The organism is Thermosynechococcus sp. FA-CM-4201 (genome assembly GCF_054689355.1).
Genome location: NZ_CP079920.1, coordinates 2,244,029 through 2,263,679 on the forward strand (window position 1 = coordinate 2,244,029; position 19,651 = coordinate 2,263,679).

The window sequence follows — 19,651 nt, forward strand, 5'->3', positions numbered from 1 at the left end:
TCTTGCTCTCCCCCCATTCTCCAGCTTTTTCCTATAGAACAGATAAGAAAATCTTTGACGTTCTACTAGACAGGTTGTCCCCACCAAAGCATAGAATTATCTCAATTAAATTTTTTCTTATCATAGCCATAAGCAAGGTATAGGGATACTCCCTCAGGGCTGGGGGTTCCTCTCGATAACGCTCTCGCTATGAAACCCTCTTCAAATTCGCCAAAAGGGGCAAAAATGCTAACAAATTTAGTTAATCGAGTTCACTTTCGCTATTGGCGCGGCGATCTCTTTGGTGGGCTGACTGCGGCCATTGTCGCCTTGCCGATGGCCTTGGCCTTTGGGGTCACCTCTGGGGCTGGTGCAACGGCGGGACTCTACTGCGTCGTCTTTCTTGGCTTTTTTGCAGCTCTCTTTGGGGGCACGCCAACACTCATTTCCAATCCCACAGGGCCGATGACCGTCGTGATTACAGCAGTGATCACCCGACTTACCAGTGAATATCCCGAACAGGGGTTATACATGGCCTTTACGGTGGTGATGCTGGCGGGCTGTTTTCAAATTCTCTTTGGTCTGCTGCGGTTGGGTAAATACATCACCCTCATGCCCTACACCGTCATTTCTGGCTTTATGTCAGGGATTGGCCTGATCATGATCCTGCTACAAATTGGCCCCCTGTTGGGGCACAGCAGTAAAGGGGGGGTCTTGGGGGCAGTGCAAAACTTGCCAGAGTGGATTCAAACACTGAACCCGGCTGCCCTTACTTTGGGCTTGTTCACCCTTGGACTCATTTATTTCACACCCCAGAAAATCCGCCGGATTGTGCCGCCACAGCTCCTCGCCTTAGTTTTGGGCACGATTCTGTCAATGGTCTTTTTTGCGGATGCCGGTTTGGTACGCATTGGCACGATTCCCACGGGGCTACCAGAGTTTGTACCGCCAACGTTTACACTGCCTGCGCTGAAAACAATGATTGTGGACGGGGCGATGCTAGGCATGCTCGGCTGTATTGATTCGCTCCTGACCTCGGTGATTGCCGATAGCATTACCCGCACCCAGCACGATTCCGATAAGGAACTGATTGGTCAAGGTATTGGTAACCTGCTGTCCGGCTTGTTTGGTGGTCTGCCCGGTGCCGGTGCCACGATGGGCACAGTGGTGAATATTCAAGCCGGGGGACGCACCTGCTTATCGGGCATGATCCACGCCGTCATTCTGCTGATGGTAGTGCTGTGGGCTGCGCCTTTGACGGAACCGATTCCCAATGCGGTGTTAGCGGGGATTCTGATCAAGGTGGGGATTGACATCATTGACTGGAATTTTCTCAAACGTGCCCACCTCCTGTCCCTGCGGGCGGCCTTCATTATGTATGGCGTGATGCTGCTGACGGTCTTTGTGGATTTGATTGTGGCGGTGGGTGTTGGCGTGTTTATTGCTAATATGTTGACGATCAAGCGCTTGGCGGATCTGCAATCGGAGGATGTGAAGGCGATTACCCACGCCGATGATCAAACGCCCCTCACCCCCGAGGAAAAAGAACTCTTCCGCGAAGCCAAGGGTCAACTGTTGCTCCTCCACCTTGGCGGACCGATGAGTTTTGGCTCCGCTTGGGCAATTGCGCAACGGCAGGCGATCATGTCGGACTATAAGGTGCTGATTCTTGATGTCAGCAGTGTGCCCCTGTTGGGGGTGACGGCAACATTGGCCATTGAGTCACTGATCCAAGAGGCGCAAAAGCATCGTTTAGCGATTTTTCTAGTGAATGGTTCGGCGGATAAGGTGCAACAGCGGCTGCAACGCTTTCGAATTTTGGATCGGTTGCCAGCGGACCATGTGGTGAGCGATCGCCGGCAGGCTCTCGAAAAAGCGATCCAGTTTCTTCACCAACCGGAGGAATTGCTGGAGGTGACAACGGGCAGCTACGAATAACGGGAGACCGCTGGGTTGCCCTGCACATACCACCGCCACGGAATCTCTTGCCCTTGGGAAATGCCAATGCGAGTGGTTTGTACCACAGGGTCGGTCAGGGGTTGGGGCGGCTTTTCTAACCAGAGGCCGCTCTCTTTCCCTAGCATCAAGCCCGAAAGCTGGCGATCGATCCCCAAGACTTGGCAGAGTTTCCCGGGACCAGCGGCACTGCGGGGGGGCAAGGGTGGGCTGAGCATCTCAAGGGCGCGAATGAGAACAGCACTGGCAAAATTGGGGCGATCGCTCGCGATATTCAGGCAGTGGTGAATGCCATAGATTTGATAGACATAGATTGTCCCCGGTGCCGCAAACATTGGGGCATTGCGAGCCGTTTGGCGACGGTAGCCATGACACGCAGGATCCCCGGCCATATAGGCCTCGGTTTCGACAATACGACCTCGGTAGAGTTGACCATTGGCCTGCTGTCGCACGAGAAGACAGCCCAGTAATTCTTGGGCAACCACTGGGGCAGGACGAGCCAACCACTCAGGGGGCAGACACTGATCTCGCTCAATGGGAACCCTGTTCAAGCAACAAATCCTCCATCAAGGCATGGCGCACGGGGGCATTCAAGCCAGAGACGGTGTAGAGCATGGCTTCGCGATAGAGACGCTGCACCGTGTGACTGAGCATCAGGGCACTGCCACCCGTTGTCATTAGGGCAGCTTGAGCCGCTTGGACGGCAAGGTGAATGGCTGCGGCGCGCAGTTGTGCGTGGTAGGGGGGATTCAGGTTCTCTAGCTCTGCTTGAATTTGGTCGTAAAGGCGGTGCCAGCGATCGCGAAAGTGGTGATAGAGGTCTTTAGCGTCGGCACTCTCAGCGAGAATCTGCAAACTGGCACGGGCACAACCCATGGGGGCGGCACTGCCCCGCAGCAATTGCTGGCGATCGCGGACGGCCATCCAATCCGCCTCACTGATACCCACCACATCTTCCGGCGGGATTAACCAATCCACGATTTCTGCTTGCACCGTTTGGGTTGAGGGCACAGCCGCTAGAGGTAAGGGTAGGGAGAGGTGCAAAATGCCGCCGCCAGCCTGTTGGGCATTGATAAAGGGCATGAGGGCAAAGAGAATACGCTGATCCGGTAGGGAAGCTGCGGCGACAAACATCGTCATGTGCTGAAAGCCACTGAGCCAAGGCAGCGTGCCCCGCAGAAGATAGCCCCCACTGGTGGGTTGAGCTTGTAGATCCACTGGGTTGTGGCGTAAGTGGGAAAAGCTGACACCAATCAACACCTGCCCCTTCATTAAGTCCGCCAAGTAGGTTTGGGCAACGTTCCCTTCAGGATGTTCAAGAATCATCCCCAAGGCGGATTGATGTTGTGCCACCAAAAAGGCAAGGGCGCCAGAGGTTTGCGCCAGTTGCAAGCTCAAATGCCACAGCGTACGGCGATCGCACCCCAATCCCCCCATTGCCTTGGGTACCGCCAAACGAAAAATGCCCAAGTTTCCTAGGGCTTGCAGACTTGCCGATAAAAGGGACTTTTGCTGATCAATGCGGTTGGCAATTGGTGCGACAACGGTACTGAGGTATGTCTGAATGTCCTTCAGGAGAGGCTGCGCTGCGGGGTCAGCAAAGACCAAGGCATCCATAGTTTAGGAGTACGCCAGATGGGCACGGGGGTTGTAGGACTCAATCGCCTGAAGTTGCCGATAGAGATCGCGTTCGGCATCGCTCAGTTGGGGCGGCAGCGTAATGACAATTTCCACCAGTTGGTCACCGCGATCGCCATCAGGGCGAGGATAGCCTTTGCCTGCCAGTCGCAAACGTTGGCCTGTGCGTACCCCTGCTGGCACCATCATTTTCACCCAACCATCGAGGGTCGGGGCTTCAATTTGGCCGCCGAGGGCAGCCTCACTGGGGGTCACGGGGAGTTCACAGACAATGTCGTAATCCTCAAGGCGAAAGAGGGGATGGGGAGTCACTTGAATTTTCAGATAGAGATCACCACCGCCCGTACCTTGCCCCCGCAGCCGAATCCGCTGACCCGTAACCATCCCCGGTGGCAGCGTCACTTCTAAGGAGCGCCCATCCCCAAGCCGAATCCGCTCCCGTCCCCCTTCATAGGCCTTCTCGAGGGGAATTTCTAGGGTGGCTTCAGCGTCGCGACGACTCACAGCAGTATAGGCGGTTTTGACGGTGCCGGGGCGAAAGTAGTCTGTCTCTATCGTAGGCGAGCGACGGGGGGGATCCGCAGCAACCGTCGAGGTGCGAGGCGATCGCCGACCCAACAGTTGATCCAAAAACTCTTGAAAATTATCTTCACTGAGGTCGGGTTCGTCCCTGACACTGGTGCCATTGCGCCGAGCCATAGTGGTGCGTTGGGCAGGGCGAGTGCGAAAGCCGGGTTGGGACCAATATTCACCGTAGCGATCGTATTGCTCACGGCGAGCCGGATCACTTAGGACTTGGTAGGCTTCACTAATGTCTTTGAACTTCTCTTCAGCAGCGCGATCGCCCGGATTCATATCGGGATGGTACCGCCGCGCCAGCCGCCGATAGGCGCGTTTAATTTCCTCAGTGCTCGCACCTCGATCCACGCCCAAAAGCTGGTAGTAATCTCGAAAATTACGCATCGACAGTCCTATCTACACTCACAGTTGCGGCAAACAAAGCAAAGAAGTTCTACCAGTCGTCGTCATCCCAATCATCCCATGCGGCTGAATCACTGCGCTGGGAGTAGGTGCGGGAACGCCGCGTCCGGGGTGGCTCATCCCACTCATCTTCATAATCGTCACGCCGCCGCTCTCGACCCCGTACCGCATCAAGGCCTTTATTGACTGCTTCCTTGAGGTTGGGCAGCTTAAAGACATCCTCATCGTCTTCCAATTCCTCTTCGCTGAGGCGCAGTTGGCGGACAAAGTCGTAGAGCCGCTCTTCAAGGGCCGCATAGGTGAGGTCAATCTGGCGATCGTCCTCATTGCGAATGGCCTCCTGCAATTGCCGCACTAAGGCCTCAATACTCCGGCGCTGATCAGCGGCAAATTGATAGCCAAATTCCTGAGCCGCTTCCCGCAATTGACGTTCAGCGCGGTTAATCAAATCTTGGGCACGGTTGCGCTTCTCAATGCGTGCCCGCCGCTGGCGATCGCCCGCTGCATTGGACTCCGCATCCAAGAGCATCTGCTGAATTTCCTCTTCACTCAGGGTGGATGCCCCCTGAATCACGACACTTTGCTCGCGACCGCTAAAGCGATCCAAAGCCACCACTTGGAGCAGGCCATTGGCATCCAAGTCAAAGGACACTTGAATTTGGGGCACCCCCCGAGGCGCGGGCGGAATGCCTGTTAACTTAAAGCGTCCCAAGGACTTGTTGTGTTCTGCGAGTTCCCGCTCCCCTTGAACCACGTGGATTTCCACTTGGCTTTGGTTATTTTCTGAGGTTGAGAAAATATCGGAGCGACGCACCGGAATCGTTGTATTGCGGGGAATCAGCACCTTCGTGACGCCGCCAATGGTTTCCACACCCAAGGAAAGGGGCGTCACATCCAGCAGCAGGATATCCTTCATATCCCCGGCGAGAATGCCTGCTTGAATGGCGGCACCGACGGCCACCACCTCATCGGGGTTGACGTTTTGGTTGGGTTCACGGCCAATCATCTGCCGCACTAGATCCTGCACCATGGGCATCCGCGTCGCACCACCCACTAGCACCACAGCATCAATTTGAGCGGGGGTTAAATGGGCATCCAGCAATGCCTGTTCGACTGGATAGCGCAGCCGTTGCAGCAGGTCTTGGCTCAGGTCTTCAAATTGGCGACGACTGAGGGTGGTTTCAATGTGTTTTGGCCCATCCGCTGTGGCGGTGACAAAGGGCAGATCGATATTGGTTTCCAGTAGGCCTGAAAGCTCAATTTTCGCTTTTTCGGCCGCATCGGTGAGCCGTTGTAGCGACTGGCGATCGCGCCGTAAATCAATGCCCTCTTTGGCGAGGAAGTCTTCGGCGAGCCAGTCCACAATCAACTTATCAAAGTCATTGCCCCCCAGTTGGGTATCGCCGCTGGTGGCCTTCACCTCAAACACGCCATCGCCAACATCGAGAATCGAGACATCAAAGGTGCCACCGCCAAGGTCAAAAACGAGAATCGTCTGCTCCTTCTGGCGATCGAGACCATAGGCAAGGGCGGCCGCCGTCGGCTCATTAATGATCCGCCGCACATTGAGACCCGCAATACGCCCAGCATCGCGGGTGGCTTGCCGCTGTGAGTCATTAAAGTAGGCAGGGACAGTAATCACCGCATCGGTCACTGGCTCCCCTAGGTAGCGGCTGGCATCCTCCACCAGCTTGCGCAAGACCATGGCTGAAATTTCTTCGGGGGCAAATTCCCGTTGCAGCCGTGGGCACTTGATGCGCACTTTCCCCGATTCATCGCGGCGAATAGTATAGGGTACCCGCTTGGATTCAGCCGTCAGTTCACTATATTCGCGGCCAATAAACCGCTTCACGGCATAGAAGGTGTTTTGGGGATTGAGCACCGCCTGTCGCCGCGCCAACTGACCCACAAGGCGCTCGCCATCTTTGCCAAAGGCCACCACAGAGGGGGTGGTGCGGGAGCCTTCTGCATTGGCAATCACAACGGGTTTTCCCCCTTCCAACACCGCAATGACGGAATTGGTTGTCCCCAGATCAATGCCAACAATTTTGCCCATGCCGTTTGAACGACTCCGCACTGGTTAGAATAAATGAATAGCGTTATAGTAACGGATTATTTACCCTTTGTTACGCTTATTCGATTGTACGAGATCTGCCCCAGACCGTCAGAGAATCACTCTTTCCCCTGTGCTGCGCGATCGCTACAACGATATGGACAACCTCAGTCCCCACACCTCACGTTCACCGCTGCTCATCTTTTGAAGTCTAGCGGTAAGATGACAGGCAAGAGGTTGCAGCACAGCTTATCAACTGTTGCTACGCCCAATTCCGAGAAGGAGACCGTTCTATGTTACACCGCAAGCTTTATCAACTCTATACCGACGGCCAAGAAGTCTGGATTTACTTGCGGGATCAACAACGCCTGATTGACCGGGCACGCATTGTGGACATCGAAGGGAATGTTGTTACCATCCGCTACGAAACGGAGGAAGACGACGAAGTGTGTGCTTGGGAAGAGATCGTCAATATCGAAAGCATTGGCTCGATTTCACGGCGACTCGCAGCAGTTCCCCGCGGCTATGCGGAGTTACCCATTGCGGATGAATGTCCAGAGGCGGAGCAACTGCCGAAGCATTCCTCGGAAACCGAACACGAGCGTTGATTCTTACCCATGCGCTCAGCCCCCGTTGTGGAGGAGATAGCCACGATTGATGCCCAGTACATGGGGCGCTGCCTTGAGTTAGCGGCTCGTGCCAAAGGCTGTACGGCTCCAAATCCCCTCGTGGGCTGTGTGATTGTGGCGGCGGGACGGGTGATTGGGGAGGGGTTTCATCCCAAGGCGGGAGAACCCCATGCCGAGGTTTTTGCCCTGCGCAGCGTCAGCGAGAGCGATCGCCCCCTCCTCAGCAAGGCCACCCTCTACGTCAATCTTGAACCCTGCAACCACTATGGCCGCACGCCCCCCTGTACCGAGGCGATTATAGCGGCGGGTATTCCCAAGGTGGTGGTGGGCATGATTGATCCGAATCCCCAAGTGGCCGGGGCGGGGGTAGAACGGCTGCGCTCAGCGGGCATAGAAGTCACCGTTGGCGTGCGGGAAGCAGAGTGTCAACGCCTGAACGAAGCGTTTGTTCACCGGGTGCGCTATCAGCGTCCCTTTGGCATTTTCAAATACGCCATGACCCTCGATGGCAAAATTGCCTCCAGTGCCGGCCACAGTCTCTGGGTGAGCGGTGAAGCCGCACGCGCCATGGTGCATCAACTGCGCTCTGAATGCGATGCCGTGATTGTGGGGGGCAATACCGTGCGTCTGGATAATCCCCTTTTGACCTCGCGCCATGAGCGCAATCCCCTACGGGTGGTGATGAGTCGTACCCTTGATCTGCCGCCGAATGCCTCTTTGTGGGAAACAACCACAGCTCCCACATTGGTGGTTACCTCTGCTTCCCCCCAACATCCCCTCATTCCCCAATTGCAGGCACAGGGCGTGGAGGTGGTGCACCGAGAACCGCTAACACCGACCACCGTTATGGCAGAGCTTCATCAACGGGGCATCATGACAGTGCTTTGGGAGTGCGGCGGTTCCCTTGCAGCGGCAGCGATCGCCGAAGGCATGGTACAGAAAGTGTGGGCGTTTATTGCACCAAAAATTATTGGTGGCTCTGATGCCCCCGCCCCAGTGGCCGATCTCGGCTTAACCAAGATGAATGAGGCCTTGTGCCTCGAGAACGTGAGTTGGCAAACCGTGGGCGAGGACATTCTCGTAGTGGGCTACCTACCGCCTAGGCCTCGGGTTCCGTCACCTCAATAATGGTGCAACCCGTTTCTGTGGGGGGCGTATCCGCCTGCTCATAGAGCAAATCAATCCACAGCGACTCCGGGTAGGGCTTGCGACTAGAGACATAAAAAAGCCAATGCTGGCTGACATGGAGGGACTCGCGCCGCAGCTTGGCCATTGCTGGGGTTGTAATCAGGCGTAGAGCGGCGTTGGCATTGCGCCACTGCTCAATAATCCCAGCCGCAACCCGCAGGGTTTCCCCCTCGCTATTTTCTAATTCCAAAATGCTGTCAATGTGGATACTCTCCCACCAGTGCTGTGGATCCCGCAGATCCAATCCTTGGCCATCCATATAGTCAATAAGGTTGGGGAGATATTCGCGAATAAAGTTTTGGACAACACTAAAGGGGGGAAAAGGACGCAAGACTTTGAGGCGGCTTGCTGTTTGTTGAAACCACAGCTTGTGGTAAGTCATGGGGACAAAGCTCCGTCAAAAAGGCGATCGCCAAAAATCGTCATAAACTCGTTTATTTTACCAAGCAAGCTTGCTCTCATTGCTTCTGAGAGTGAAGATGAATATGTGCCACTTTTGGCGCAATTTGGCACAAGTGTTATAGGACAATTTTGGTGTAACGACCAACGATGAAGAGGATGTAAACTGACTTATATTATTAAAAAAAACTATATGCACTGATTAGCTAACTTTACTCTACTTATTCATTTATTGGAAATAACGATTTTTCTTTCATGGTGAGTAATTAAGCTCAAGTCGTGATGAATTCAGGTTTTTTGATTATTGACCAGTAGGTAGAAAATTCGCATTTTTATTTTGCGGTAGGTAATTCACCCCCCAGAGAGGGCAGGACGAGGCAAGAGGGTGGCTTGTCATTTGGTTGTGGATTGGGTAAAGTCACCTAGAAGTTTCGTCGTGGTGCCAAAACACCCTTTGCATAAACAACAGATTGGGACAGTTTTAGGCATAGATGCGGCGAGTGGCCTCTGGCTACCTTGGACGATTGCTCATGATGTGTGTTCTCAGTTCACCGCTTTGTCGAATCACTGTAAATTTTGTGTGCGAGGAGGATTACCTTGAGCAACGATAGTCGTACCCCTACCGCCTCTCAGGATGCACCTCTTGCGTCTGCTTCTATGCTTGGTCGTTCGCTGCGCTCCCTTTGTTCCTGTCTGCCCCTGCTGGGTACCTTTGCTCTGATTCAGCCTAGCCAAGCTCTTGATTTGACGACTCTTACGGGCGATCGCGATTTGGGTTCCAAGGACATTCGCCCCGAATCTCTCAACCTCCCTTCCCTCTTCAGCACTGAAAGCCAAGACCCGCTTGCGGAATTTGAAAATCTTTTATCCGCCGACAAAACTGAGTTACTCTTGGGCGTCACCCAAACGGCATGGCAACGCACTATCCAGCCGCAGGTAAGTTTTGCCCCCCTCACCCTCAGAAGACCGGCGCTAACCCTCTCTGCCTTTGCTTCCTTTGACCGTCTCAGCCGTCCTTCTGAACCCACTTTCAAAGTGGTGGATCGTCGGGTTCGCACTGATAGCTTGGCGGATCTCGTGACGCAAGCCACCACCTCTGTTGTTGCTTCCTTGGCCATTGATACCCCCTTTGCGATGGGTGGCTCTTTGGAGCAAACCACAACGGAAGTGGAACCACAGTCCACCGCGGGGGAAACCACGCAACTCTCGCAGCGGGTGGCATTTGTCAACTCGCCAGCAGCATCGCCCTCAACGTCAACCCTAGGGCCGGTTCCCTTTGGCCGTGCTTCTGAGCGGCAGCGTCGCACAACCCCTGCCTTGGTTTCAGTCCAACAACCCCCTGCTCGCCCAGCTCTACCCCAGCCCACCATTGCAAGTCGCCCGCAAACAACAACCGTAACGGCACCGACACCTGCCGCTGTCCAGCCCATTGCCCCTCCTGTGCCCGTCAAGGTGGCACGCTCAATTGTGGCTCCTCCCTTACCCAGTAATCTTGACCTACCCCCTCTGCCCAACTCCGATCGCTTCCTACCCAGCCTAACGACGAACTTTATCTGGCCGGCGCGTGGTGTGTTGACCTCTGGCTTTGGCCCGCGCTGGGGACGGATGCACCGCGGGATTGATATTGCTGCTCCCATTGGCACGCCCATCTATGCCGCTGCCGCCGGTGTCGTTACCTACTCCCAATGGAATTCTGGTGGTTTCGGCAACCTAGTAGAAATTCGCCATGCCGATGGGACGCTGACGCTCTATGCCCACAACCATCGCAACTTGGTGCGCGTGGGTCAATACGTTGAGCAGGGTCAGCAGATTGCTGAAATGGGCAGTACAGGACGCAGCACAGGCCCCCACGTCCACTTTGAAGTGCATCCCCAAGGGCGGGGTGCTGTCAATCCAATGATCTTCCTGCAACGTACCCAAGGCTAGTCGTTGACGGTCTATTTTGTGGGTGCGGGGTTAGGTACCCCTCGCTCTCTCACGCTCGAAGCATGGACTTGCCTGCAGCAGGCGCAGGTGGTGCTTTACGATGCCCTGCTCTCCCCTTGCCTCCTCGAACTCACACCCTCTGATTGCGTGCGGGTGGCGGTGGGCAAACGGGCGGGAGCCGAAGCAGTTCCCCAAGCGGAAATCAACCGCCTTTTAGTGGACTACGGCCAGCAGTATCAACGGGTTGTCCGTCTCAAAAGTGGTGATCCGGGGCTGTTTGGCCGCTTACATCAGGAACTTGAGGCTGTCTTGGGGGCAGGTTTAGAGGCTGTGGTGATTGCGGGGGTGTCCTCAGCGCTAGCAGCACCCTTATTGGCGGGTCTCTGTGTGACAGCCAAGGACGTGAGTCAGTCGGTGGCGATTCTGTCGGGGCATGCGCCAGAAACCCTGCCTTGGGCAGCGATCGCCCAAATGGAGACGCTGATTTTTTTGATGGCCACCCGTTCCCTGCGGTATATTGCCGAGCAATTGCTGAGGCAGGGGCGATCGCCCGCTGAGGGATTGGCCATTCTGCGCTGGGCAGGGCACCCCCAGCAACAATTCTGGTTTGGCACCCTAGAGAGTTACCTGAAGACCCCTGACTTTCCAGACATGGCTCCTGCGGTCGTTGTCATTGGCCCGATCGCCCAAAAACGCTACCCTTTGGCTAGTCTAGATCTGGCCTTTCCTGACTTTTTGAGGATTTCCCCAGCATCCATGTCTCCGCTCCACGGCAAAACCATTCTCGTCACCCGGGCGGCAGCGCAAGCGAGTGACTTTACGCAGCAACTGACAGCCGCCGGTGCCACCGTTTTAGAAATGCCGACACTGGAAATCGTTCCCCCCAGTTCTTGGCAGCCCCTCGATCAGGCTTTGGCGCAACTCGATACCTTTGACTGGCTCATTCTCACGTCCCACAATGCCGTTCGCTTTTTTATGGAACGGTTACAGCATCATGGCAAGGATAGTCGTGCCCTCGCGGGTCTCAAGATTGCTGTGGTTGGCGAAAAAACTGCCCAAACCCTTAGCAGTTACGGCTTAGTGGCTGACTTCACCCCCAGTGAATTTGTTGCCGATGCCCTAGTGGCAGAATTCCCAGAACCTGTGGCGGGGTTGCGTCTTCTTTTTCCACGGGTTGAAAAGGGCGGACGACCCGTTCTAGTGGAAACCTTTACGGCTGCGGGAGCTGAGGTTGTTGAGGTGCCCGCCTACGATTCCCGCTGCCCCCAAACCGTTGATGCCGAAGTCTTAGGGGCGCTGCAAGCGGGTCAAGTGGATATGGTCACGTTTACCAGTTCTAAGACGGTGAAACATTTTTGCCAATTGGTGGGTGCGCAGGCGGCAGAGTTACTTCAGAAGGTGCAGATTGCCAGTATTGGCCCGCAAACCTCGCAAACTTGCCGCGAACTCTTGGGACGGGTGGATACTGAAGCCACAGAGCATACCCTTGAGGGACTCCTTCAGGCCTTATTACGGATAACTTAGGTCTTTGGGGATGAAGAGGGTGCCTCAATCCGCTAGTGTGAAAAAAGGACTGTTGTAAGGCAATTGTGGAGCATGACACACGCAACCGATGTGTTGACCCTTGGCCGTTGGATGGCGGCGGATTTTAGTAACCAAGCCCAAGCCTTTGAAAATCCCCCCTTCTATGCCCATATTCGGGTGTGTATGCGCCCCCTTCCCAGTGGCCTTCTAGAGGGCATTGCCCTTTATGTCGAACAGGCCTATGACTATCTCCTAGGCGTCCCCTACCGCACACGGGTTTTGGAACTGGTGCCCGCCAATGATCACATTGTGATTAAAAATTATGTGCTCAAGGACGAAAAACGCTTCTTTGGAGCAGCTCGCGATCGCCAGCGGCTTCAGGCAATGACAGCCGATGATCTAGAACTCCTCTGTGGCTGCAATATGCTCACCTACTGGACAGGGCACAGTTTTCGCGGCGAAGTGGAGCCGGGCAAAGCCTGTAAAGTCGTGCGTAAAGGACGGGAAACCTATCTCGATAGCACGTTTGAAATTGATGGCGATCGCTTCATTAGTCACGATCGCGGACGGGATCCCGAAACCGATGAGCACGTTTGGGGATCCGTGGCAGGTCCCTTTCACTTTGTGCGCTGGCAGAGTTTTGCCGATGAAATTATTGCCTAGGCGGTTTGCCAATCCGGCAACGGTTTGCCTTGGTAATAGAGGCGAAAGAGTCCCCAAGCTCCTAGGGCGATCGCAACCAAGCTAACCACTTGGGCAATTCGCAGCGGCCCCAACATCAGGCTATCCATGCGCAGCCCTTCAATCCAAAAGCGACCCAAGCTATAGGCAATCGCATAAACCATCAGGAGCGTCCCCGGTTTTTGATAGCGAGGTTGACGAAAAAGCCACAGCAGGAGAACAAAGACTCCTAGGTTCCAAAGGGACTCATAGAGAAACGTGGGGTGGTAATAGGCTTCGTTGATTAGCTCAGGGGGACGCTGCGGCGCGGGGATATAGAGTTTCCACGGCAAATCCGTAGGGGCACCAAAGGCCTCAGAGTTAAAGAAGTTACCCCAGCGCCCAATGGCCTGTCCCAAAATTAATGAAGGGGCAATGACATCCGCCACTTGCCAAAAGGAAAGCCGCTGCACATAGGTAAAGATCGCCATCGCTAGCATACCGCCAAGGATGGCACCGTGAATGGCAATGCCCCCTTTCCAAATTTGCACCACTTGATCTAAGTGCTTTTGGTAAAAGCCCCAGTTAAAGGCGACGTAATAGAGCCGTGCAGCGGGAATAGCGGCAACCACAAGCCAAATCGACAGATCTGCAATCAGATCAGGATCAATCTGTCGCTGGCGTGCCAAGCGTTGACTCAGCCAAATGCCAATAAAGACGGCAGCAGCAATGAGTAGCCCGTACCACCGTAGGGTGATGAACCCTAGCTCAAGGGTGGCACCGGGGGATTGGAAAGTGGCGATCATGCCTAGAATAGGTTCTAAACAGCGCGAGCAGTCTGAATGACAGTGGCAAAGGCGTCGGTATCTAGCACAGCCAATTGAGCCAGCATCTTGCGATTGAGTTGAATATCGGCTTTTTTCAGGGCGCCCATGAGTTGACTGTAGCTCATGCCATGCTGACGGGCAGCAGCATTAATCCGCGCAATCCAGAGCCGCCGAAAGTCCCGTTTGCGCCGCCGGCGATCGCGATAGGCATTGCAGAGTGCCTTCATGACCACCTGATTGGCGGTGCGGAAGAGCTTGGAGTGCCCCGCACGATAGCCCTTGGCGAGCTTGAGAATTTTTTTACGCCGTTTGCGGGCAACGTTACCCCGTTTGACCCTTGCCATAGTTCAATTTCACCCTTGATCAAAAACTGAAAATTTATCAATTAAGCGTAGGGCAGCATCAGCGATACTCGCTCAAAATCCCGTGGATCGACGAGGGCTTTGTGGGAAAGACGATTCTTGCGATCGCTCCCCTTGTGTTCGAGTAAGTGATTTTTGTTGGCCTTGCGGCGGACAAACTTACCACTGCCCGTCGTCCGAAATCGTTTGGCAGCAGCACGACGTGTTTTTAGCTTTGGCATAGCCTTGCCCTATTTTAGACACAGCTTACTAGTGTACTATTTTGAAGAGAGTCTTGGCAAGCTGCATGGAACTGGAGTTCATTCCTGTCGAAGAGTTTTATTTTGCCCTTACCTTGGCCATGCGCACCCTAGAAGATTTAGGGGATGCGGTATTTGTCGAGCGGGTGCGATCGCGCCTCAAGGAGCGGTTTGGGCAAGCCTCAACGGTTGCTGCTGGCAAGCAAAACACCTTTAACTATGTCTTTCGCGTCAAGGGGGTGGACAATAGCCCTGCTCGACAGCTCATGCTATCCATTGCCGACTGGCAGGGGAAAATCCGCCTCAGCAGTGACTATGGCTGGACACTGGATGCGCAGCGCAAAACAATCCGCACTGAGAAATTTGGCGATCGCCCCCAGTTTTGCCAACAGGTGAAAGCCCACTTAGCCCAGTGGCTGGAACTGCCGGAATTTCTTGAGGTCTAAATGTTTGACCTAGGAACCGCCCTTGACACAGCCATTAAAACTTGGTCGGTGGTGCATACCCCCTTTTTGTCCCCCGATCAGGTGGTGCAGGCACTCAGTACCCTTGAGCAACGGGCCGATGTTCATGGTCTTGCCTGGGGGGGCTACCCTCAAGCGGAACGCTGTCGGCTGGCGATCGCGCCCACTGAACTTAGTCTTGAAGAGCAACAGCCTCCCCTTGCGTTGGTGCGAATCACAGGTAACTTTCTCTTTGATCCCGCCACCTACAGTGATTTTGAGTTAGCGATCGCCCATGCGGGTCTCGATGACGGCGATTACGGGGATGTGATTCTGCTTGGGGAACGGGGGGCACAGGTCATTCTCATCCCTGAAACAGTCCCTCCTTTACAAGACCACTTAAAACAGGTGCGAACCGTAGCGGTGACCGTCGATCGCTGCGACTGGTCAGAGCTGGCCGTAGCGCCCCCGCAACGAAAATCCCTCAGTACCGTCGAAGCATCATTGCGCTTGGATGCTGTGGCCTCAGCCGGGTTTGGCGTTTCCCGCAGTAAAATGAGCGAGTGGATTAGCCAAGGGCTAGTGCGGGTGAATTGGCACATCGTGCAGCAACCGCGGCATCTCCTGAAGGTGAATGACCTCATTGCCATTCGCGGCAAAGGGCGATTGCGGATTCAAGACATTCAAGTCACGAAGAAAGAGCGCTACCGCATTCAGATGGAGCGCATTCGCTAAGACTATGGGTCTGCTGCTGTCGAAATTACTGCCGCCCCTGCTGTATCCATTGCCCTTGGCCTGTTGGGCATTGATTTTTGCCATTGTTCGTTTTTGGCGTGCCCCCAAACAGGCGGTGATCGCCCTTGTGATTGCCCTGAGCATTTTACTCTTGAGCGGCAATGACTATGTGGCAACGGCTCTGATTGCTTCCCTAGAGCGGCAGTATTTACCCCCTGATCCCATGCCCAAAGCTGCTGCGATCGTTGTTCTCGGTGGGGCAGTTGTGCCACAAACGGCGCCGAGGCCTTGGGTAGAAGTCACGGAAGGGGGCGATCGCATTCTCTATGGTGCCCACCTCTTTCGCCAAGGCTATGCCCCCTATCTCATCCTTAGTGGGGGTCGCATTGACTGGCTCGGCGAAACCTTTCAGCGCGGAGAAGCAGCGGACATGGCGGAAATTGCCACCACCTGCGGCGTGCCGACAGACAAGATTCTACTGGACACCACCTCACTGAATACCTATGAAAATGCCGTGAATGTCAAAGCGCTTCTGGAGAAGCATCAAATTCAGGGGGATCTGCTGCTGGTGACATCCGCCTACCACATGCCCCGCTCCGTCGCCATTTTTCGCCGTTTGGGGATGAAGGTCATTCCGGCACCGACGGACTATCGGTATCTCTCGATCGCGCGATCGCCCACGTGGCAAAACCTGCTGCTCAGCCTGATCCCCAATCCCTACAACGTGGACATCACCACCATTGCCCTACGGGAATACCAAGGTCTGCTCGTCTATAAACTACGCGGTTGGCTTTAGAGAGCCTGAGCACGCAGAAACGCTTGACACGCCTCCACAAAAGCAGGCGCTGACTCATAGGGCAAGACATTGCGCCCGGGAATCACAACTCCCTTAGCATTCGGAAATGTCTTGGTATAAAACTGCAACCGTTCTTCAGGCGATTCAGCCCCACCATCGCGACTGATACTCGAGGCTTGATCCCCCATCACCACAAGCACTGGCTGCTGAGTCTGCCCCATTTTCTGACGATAGTCCCGCCGCCAAAAGCCCGACAGGAATGAATACACCGCATGGCGACTCTCAAGGTCAGCACAACCAGCGGCCAGCATTTTTAGCCACTGCTCATCCACCTCCTCAGGCTGGGCAAAAAGCTGATTGATTGAAAACTGCCGCAGGAAACTTTCTTGGCGGGCATAGAGATAAAAGCCCCAACCCAAGGGAGAATCAAAAAGATTCCAGCGCACCCTTTGCCATGTCGGATCAGTGTTTTCAGACACCAAAGCGGCGGCGGGGGGACCACTGAGGATCATTGCCCTGACTACTTGAGGATCAAGGTGCACCAGCTCCATCGCTACGGGAAACAATGCCCCTTGGACAACAAGAATCACCGCTTGGCGAATCTCAGATGTGATTAAGAAATGTAACTGAGCTGCCCAATCTTCGGGATAGTAGGCGCAATGGGGCAAGGCACTCTGGCCACAGCCCAGCAAGTCAGGGAGGTAGAATGAGTAACCTTCCCCTTGAGATTGCCAGTTGTTGACACAGCGATCCCAAAACTGCCCAGAGAGGCCAACCCCCACTGGATGGATAAAAAGAATGGGTGTGGGTGTTTGCCCTTCTTCCGAACTCAAGCGATAGGCGCAGGAAAGACCCTGCCATTGATAAGTTTTAGAGGCCAATGACGGCATTCCTAACGCTCCTGCAAATTGCCTGAAAAAACTCTTGTAACGCGGTCAACAGTAAACTTGTTACCCCTCTCAACAATATGACTGATCCCTAACATTTGGTAGCAATTTTAACCAAATTTTTCCCTTGGCTTAACCTAATCCCTTGAATCTGTTGCTTATTCTGACGAAAGGGTAGTTTGATCGGTTCGCCTCTTTGCAATGTGTGGGCAACCGTCACCCCGAAGGTACTTTACTTGCAAAACGTTGTTTACTCCGCTAGGAAACATCACCATGTTTACATCTGCAAAAAGCTATACCCGCTTAGGGGTAGTTGCAGCCGTCGCGGCTCTGTCGGGTAGCCTGATTCCTGCTGCTTTTTCCCAAGGGACACCTACGATTCGCATTGATGGCTCCAGCACTGTTTTCCCCATTACCGAAGCTGTTGCTGAAGCCTTCCAAAAAGCCCAAGGGGGCAAAGTTCGTGTAACTGTTGGTGTGTCTGGTACAGGCGGTGGCTTCAAGAAGTTCTGCCGGGGTGAAACGGATATTTCCAATGCGTCTCGCCCGATTCTGGCTAAAGAAATTGCTGACTGTCGCGCCGCTGGCATCAACTTCATCGAGCTACCCGTGGCCTATGACGCCCTAACTGTGGTAGTGAATCCCCAAAACACTTGGGCAAGAAGTCTAACTGTTGCTGAACTAAAAAATATCTGGGGGCCAGATTCAAAAATCAACAACTGGAGCCAAGTGCGCCAAGGTTTCCCCAATATTCCTCTGAAACTCTTTGGGCCGGGGGCTGACTCTGGGACGTTTGACTATTTCACGGAAGCGATTAACGGTAAAGCCAAAGTGAGCCGCAAAGACTTCACCGCCAGTGAAGATGACAACGTGCTGGTGCAAGGGGTAGCTCGCGATCGCGGTGCCCTAGGGTACTTTGGGTTTGCCTACTTCATGGAAAACCGCAATCGGGTCAGAGCTGTCGCCATTGACAACGGCAAAGGCCCTGTCCAACCCTCCGAGCAAAACGTGCTGAATGGGACGTACCAGCCTCTCTCCCGTCCCATCTTTATCTATGTCAACGCTAAGTCAGCACAGCGGCCTGAAGTACGGCAGTTTGTCACCTACTACCTGAACAATGCCCCTGCAACAGTGAAAAAGGTGAAGTACGTTCCTCTGCCAGCCAGTGCCTACCGCACGATTTTGGCTAACTTCAACCGCAACCGTGTGGGTACGGTCTTTGGGGGCAAAGAGGCCATTGGCTTGACAATCAACCAACTGCTGAGAATGCAACCCCAATAAGCTAATACTTTGATGTAGGGAAGGGTGCGAGGTCTCAGCCCTCCACCCTCTTTTCCTGTTTTGTCAACCTCGGTCGTTGATTCTCTTAAAGATAAATTCCAACTAGAAGATTTTTGCTTGCTGGAATAATACCCATGGTAGAACAGCCCCTACCCTACTCCACGAAGTTACCTGTTGCCTTGCCATCCCGTACCGTCAGGATTTGGCGTGAGCGGATCATTGCTGGCATTCTCTTTTTGGCAGCGATCTCATCGGTCGTGACCACGCTTGTCATCATCTATATCTTGTTTGCTGAAACAGCAATTTTCTTTGAAAAGGTGATGGAGGTACATCAAGAGTCTCTCTTTGAGGCCTTGGTGGAATTTTTTACTAGCACCGACTGGTCACCCCTCATTGAGCCCGTGGGGATTGGTATCTTGCCCTTGCTATCTGGGACATTCACAACCTGCTTTGTGGCCAGTTGTGTAGCGATTCCCCTAGGCACGATTGCGGCCATTTATCTGAGCGAGTTTGCACCCGCTAAAGCACGGGAACTTCTTAAGCCGATTCTGGAGATTCTGGCAGGGATTCCTACTGTGGTTTATGGTTACTTTGCCCTTTTGGTGGTCACCCCCTTCCTCCAGAAAATTATTCTCGGCGTACAACAGTTTTTCAGCCCCGGCAAGGAACCTTGGGAATACTACGAACTGCCGGGCTTCAACATGCTGGGGGCAGGGATTGTGGTTGGCCTAATGGTGCTGCCCTATGTCACTAGCTTGACAGAGGATGCATTGCAGGCGGTTCCCGTTCAACTGCGGGAGGGTTCCTATGCCATGGGGGCAACTCGTTTGCAAACGGCGATTAAGGTGCTGATGCCTGCTGCGGCCTCTGGGATTGTAGCGGCCTATATTTTGGGGCTGGCACGGGCCATTGGGGAAACGATGATTGTGGCGGTGGCGGCTGGATTGCAGCCTAAGTTTACCTTTAATCCCTTGGAGGGCGCTTCAACCACAACCGCCTTTATTGTCTCCGTGAGTTTGGGGGACTTGCCCCACGGATCACTGGAGTATCAGTCGATTTTTGCCGCAGGGATCATGCTGTTTTTTGCAACGCTGATCCTGAATGTGGCGGGCTACTTCTTTAGTCGCCGTTATCGTGAGGTGTACTAG

Annotated in this window: 19 protein-coding genes and 1 pseudogene; 11 read left to right on the plus strand and 9 right to left on the minus strand. The window is 54.3% G+C overall.

Annotated elements, in window-relative coordinates:
- The first annotated feature begins 225 nt into the window (after positions 1 to 225).
- Positions 226 to 1,917 carry a SulP family inorganic anion transporter gene (locus KV190_RS10965; protein ID WP_460193368.1) on the plus strand — a complete coding sequence of 564 codons (1,692 nt, stop codon included), beginning with the start codon at positions 226 to 228 and terminating at the stop codon, positions 1,915 to 1,917.
- On the opposite strand, the gene KV190_RS10970 is transcribed toward KV190_RS10965, so the two are convergent.
- From KV190_RS10970 to dnaK, 4 genes are read right to left on the minus strand one after another with little or no spacing between them, the layout of a single operon-like run.
- The gene (locus KV190_RS10970) at positions 1,908 to 2,486 is read right to left on the minus strand and encodes a DNA-3-methyladenine glycosylase (protein WP_460193369.1); all 579 of its coding nucleotides are present in this window, start codon (positions 2,484 to 2,486) and stop codon (positions 1,908 to 1,910) included. The two genes, KV190_RS10965 and KV190_RS10970, sit on opposite strands and share 10 nt — an antisense overlap.
- Complete coding sequence (locus KV190_RS10975) at positions 2,467 to 3,552, minus strand: acyl-CoA dehydrogenase family protein (protein WP_460193370.1); 1,086 nt, start codon at positions 3,550 to 3,552, stop codon at positions 2,467 to 2,469. The genes KV190_RS10970 and KV190_RS10975 overlap by 20 nt, the downstream gene beginning before the upstream one ends.
- A 3-nt stretch (positions 3,553 to 3,555) precedes the next feature.
- A complete protein-coding gene (locus KV190_RS10980) occupies positions 3,556 to 4,536 on the minus strand; it encodes a DnaJ C-terminal domain-containing protein (RefSeq protein WP_460193371.1) in 981 nt (326 codons plus the stop codon).
- Positions 4,537 to 4,585: 49 nt separating this feature from the next.
- Positions 4,586 to 6,610: a molecular chaperone DnaK gene (gene dnaK, locus KV190_RS10985; RefSeq protein ID WP_460193372.1), complete on the minus strand. Its 2,025-nt coding sequence runs from the start codon at positions 6,608 to 6,610 to the stop codon at positions 4,586 to 4,588.
- Between the two features lie 290 nt (positions 6,611 to 6,900).
- Here dnaK and KV190_RS10990 point away from each other — a divergent pair, with 290 nt between their 5' ends.
- Together KV190_RS10990 and ribD are read left to right on the plus strand one after the other, a co-directional pair.
- Positions 6,901 to 7,215 carry a DUF6679 family protein gene (locus tag KV190_RS10990; RefSeq protein ID WP_024125163.1) on the plus strand — a complete coding sequence of 105 codons (315 nt, stop codon included), beginning with the start codon at positions 6,901 to 6,903 and terminating at the stop codon, positions 7,213 to 7,215.
- Between the two features lie 9 nt (positions 7,216 to 7,224).
- A complete protein-coding gene (gene ribD, locus KV190_RS10995; protein WP_460193373.1) occupies positions 7,225 to 8,364 on the plus strand; it encodes a bifunctional diaminohydroxyphosphoribosylaminopyrimidine deaminase/5-amino-6-(5-phosphoribosylamino)uracil reductase RibD in 1,140 nt (379 codons plus the stop codon).
- Here the strand turns inward: ribD and KV190_RS11000 are convergent.
- Positions 8,336 to 8,806 carry a hypothetical protein gene (locus KV190_RS11000; protein ID WP_460193374.1) on the minus strand — a complete coding sequence of 157 codons (471 nt, stop codon included), beginning with the start codon at positions 8,804 to 8,806 and terminating at the stop codon, positions 8,336 to 8,338. The genes ribD and KV190_RS11000 overlap by 29 nt on opposite strands.
- A 1,373-nt stretch (positions 8,807 to 10,179) precedes the next feature.
- Here KV190_RS11000 and KV190_RS11005 point away from each other — a divergent pair.
- The 3 genes and pseudogenes from KV190_RS11005 to KV190_RS11015 all read left to right on the plus strand — a co-directional run.
- A pseudogene (locus KV190_RS11005) lies at positions 10,180 to 10,749 on the plus strand (M23 family metallopeptidase); the annotation flags it as partial.
- 3 nt (positions 10,750 to 10,752) lie between these two features.
- Positions 10,753 to 12,273 carry a uroporphyrinogen-III C-methyltransferase gene (gene cobA / locus KV190_RS11010; protein ID WP_460193375.1) on the plus strand — a complete coding sequence of 507 codons (1,521 nt, stop codon included), beginning with the start codon at positions 10,753 to 10,755 and terminating at the stop codon, positions 12,271 to 12,273.
- A 72-nt stretch (positions 12,274 to 12,345) separates the two neighbouring features.
- Positions 12,346 to 12,936 (plus strand): chromophore lyase CpcT/CpeT, encoded by a 591-nt coding sequence (locus tag KV190_RS11015; protein ID WP_206199753.1) that lies wholly within the window; start codon positions 12,346 to 12,348, stop codon positions 12,934 to 12,936.
- Here KV190_RS11015 and lgt read toward each other — a convergent pair.
- From lgt to rpmI, 3 genes are read right to left on the minus strand one after another with little or no spacing between them, the layout of a single operon-like run.
- Positions 12,933 to 13,739 carry a prolipoprotein diacylglyceryl transferase gene (lgt, locus tag KV190_RS11020; RefSeq protein WP_460193376.1) on the minus strand — a complete coding sequence of 269 codons (807 nt, stop codon included), beginning with the start codon at positions 13,737 to 13,739 and terminating at the stop codon, positions 12,933 to 12,935. The two genes, KV190_RS11015 and lgt, sit on opposite strands and share 4 nt — an antisense overlap.
- Positions 13,740 to 13,753: 14 nt before the next feature.
- Positions 13,754 to 14,104 (minus strand): 50S ribosomal protein L20, encoded by a 351-nt coding sequence (gene rplT / locus KV190_RS11025; RefSeq protein ID WP_149818464.1) that lies wholly within the window; start codon positions 14,102 to 14,104, stop codon positions 13,754 to 13,756.
- Positions 14,105 to 14,145: 41 nt separating this feature from the next.
- Positions 14,146 to 14,343 (minus strand): 50S ribosomal protein L35, encoded by a 198-nt coding sequence (gene rpmI, locus KV190_RS11030; protein WP_149818467.1) that lies wholly within the window; start codon positions 14,341 to 14,343, stop codon positions 14,146 to 14,148.
- Between the two features lie 65 nt (positions 14,344 to 14,408).
- Here rpmI and KV190_RS11035 point away from each other — a divergent pair, with 65 nt between their 5' ends.
- Genes KV190_RS11035 through KV190_RS11045 form a run of 3 tightly spaced genes read left to right on the plus strand, consistent with a single transcriptional unit; the run spans position 14,409 to position 16,335 of the window.
- Positions 14,409 to 14,807: a hypothetical protein gene (locus tag KV190_RS11035; protein WP_460193377.1), complete on the plus strand. Its 399-nt coding sequence runs from the start codon at positions 14,409 to 14,411 to the stop codon at positions 14,805 to 14,807.
- Entirely contained in the window at positions 14,808 to 15,539 is a 732-nt protein-coding gene (locus KV190_RS11040; protein ID WP_460193379.1) for a photosystem II S4 domain protein, read from the plus strand.
- A gap of 4 nt (positions 15,540 to 15,543) precedes the next feature.
- Entirely contained in the window at positions 15,544 to 16,335 is a 792-nt protein-coding gene (locus tag KV190_RS11045) for a YdcF family protein (RefSeq protein WP_460193381.1), read from the plus strand.
- Here the strand turns inward: KV190_RS11045 and KV190_RS11050 are convergent.
- The gene (locus KV190_RS11050; protein ID WP_460193382.1) at positions 16,332 to 17,225 is read right to left on the minus strand and encodes an alpha/beta fold hydrolase; all 894 of its coding nucleotides are present in this window, start codon (positions 17,223 to 17,225) and stop codon (positions 16,332 to 16,334) included. The genes KV190_RS11045 and KV190_RS11050 overlap by 4 nt on opposite strands.
- 270 nt (positions 17,226 to 17,495) lie before the next feature.
- Here KV190_RS11050 and KV190_RS11055 point away from each other — a divergent pair, with 270 nt between their 5' ends.
- Together KV190_RS11055 and pstC are read left to right on the plus strand one after the other, a co-directional pair.
- Positions 17,496 to 18,503 carry a PstS family phosphate ABC transporter substrate-binding protein gene (locus KV190_RS11055; protein WP_460193383.1) on the plus strand — a complete coding sequence of 336 codons (1,008 nt, stop codon included), beginning with the start codon at positions 17,496 to 17,498 and terminating at the stop codon, positions 18,501 to 18,503.
- Positions 18,504 to 18,637: 134 nt separating this feature from the next.
- Entirely contained in the window at positions 18,638 to 19,651 is a 1,014-nt protein-coding gene (pstC, locus tag KV190_RS11060; protein ID WP_460193384.1) for a phosphate ABC transporter permease subunit PstC, read from the plus strand.

What these genes read in the sequence shown, in the direction of transcription:
- KV190_RS10965 (WP_460193368.1), top strand. Translation starts at nt 226, where the DNA reads ATGCTAACAAATTTAGTTAATCGAGTTCACTTTCGCTATTGGCGCGGC.
- KV190_RS10975 (WP_460193370.1), bottom strand. Translation starts at nt 3,552, where the DNA reads ATGGATGCCTTGGTCTTTGCTGACCCCGCAGCGCAGCCTCTCCTGAAG.
- KV190_RS10980 (WP_460193371.1), bottom strand. Translation starts at nt 4,536, where the DNA reads ATGCGTAATTTTCGAGATTACTACCAGCTTTTGGGCGTGGATCGAGGT.
- dnaK (WP_460193372.1), bottom strand. Translation starts at nt 6,610, where the DNA reads ATGGGCAAAATTGTTGGCATTGATCTGGGGACAACCAATTCCGTCATT.
- KV190_RS10990 (WP_024125163.1), top strand. Translation starts at nt 6,901, where the DNA reads ATGTTACACCGCAAGCTTTATCAACTCTATACCGACGGCCAAGAAGTC.
- ribD (WP_460193373.1), top strand. Translation starts at nt 7,225, where the DNA reads ATGCGCTCAGCCCCCGTTGTGGAGGAGATAGCCACGATTGATGCCCAG.
- KV190_RS11000 (WP_460193374.1), bottom strand. Translation starts at nt 8,806, where the DNA reads ATGACTTACCACAAGCTGTGGTTTCAACAAACAGCAAGCCGCCTCAAA.
- KV190_RS11015 (WP_206199753.1), top strand. Translation starts at nt 12,346, where the DNA reads ATGACACACGCAACCGATGTGTTGACCCTTGGCCGTTGGATGGCGGCG.
- lgt (WP_460193376.1), bottom strand. Translation starts at nt 13,739, where the DNA reads ATGATCGCCACTTTCCAATCCCCCGGTGCCACCCTTGAGCTAGGGTTC.
- rplT (WP_149818464.1), bottom strand. Translation starts at nt 14,104, where the DNA reads ATGGCAAGGGTCAAACGGGGTAACGTTGCCCGCAAACGGCGTAAAAAA.
- rpmI (WP_149818467.1), bottom strand. Translation starts at nt 14,343, where the DNA reads ATGCCAAAGCTAAAAACACGTCGTGCTGCTGCCAAACGATTTCGGACG.
- KV190_RS11035 (WP_460193377.1), top strand. Translation starts at nt 14,409, where the DNA reads ATGGAACTGGAGTTCATTCCTGTCGAAGAGTTTTATTTTGCCCTTACC.
- KV190_RS11040 (WP_460193379.1), top strand. Translation starts at nt 14,808, where the DNA reads ATGTTTGACCTAGGAACCGCCCTTGACACAGCCATTAAAACTTGGTCG.
- KV190_RS11045 (WP_460193381.1), top strand. Translation starts at nt 15,544, where the DNA reads ATGGGTCTGCTGCTGTCGAAATTACTGCCGCCCCTGCTGTATCCATTG.
- KV190_RS11050 (WP_460193382.1), bottom strand. Translation starts at nt 17,225, where the DNA reads ATGCCGTCATTGGCCTCTAAAACTTATCAATGGCAGGGTCTTTCCTGC.
- KV190_RS11055 (WP_460193383.1), top strand. Translation starts at nt 17,496, where the DNA reads ATGTTTACATCTGCAAAAAGCTATACCCGCTTAGGGGTAGTTGCAGCC.
- pstC (WP_460193384.1), top strand. Translation starts at nt 18,638, where the DNA reads ATGGTAGAACAGCCCCTACCCTACTCCACGAAGTTACCTGTTGCCTTG.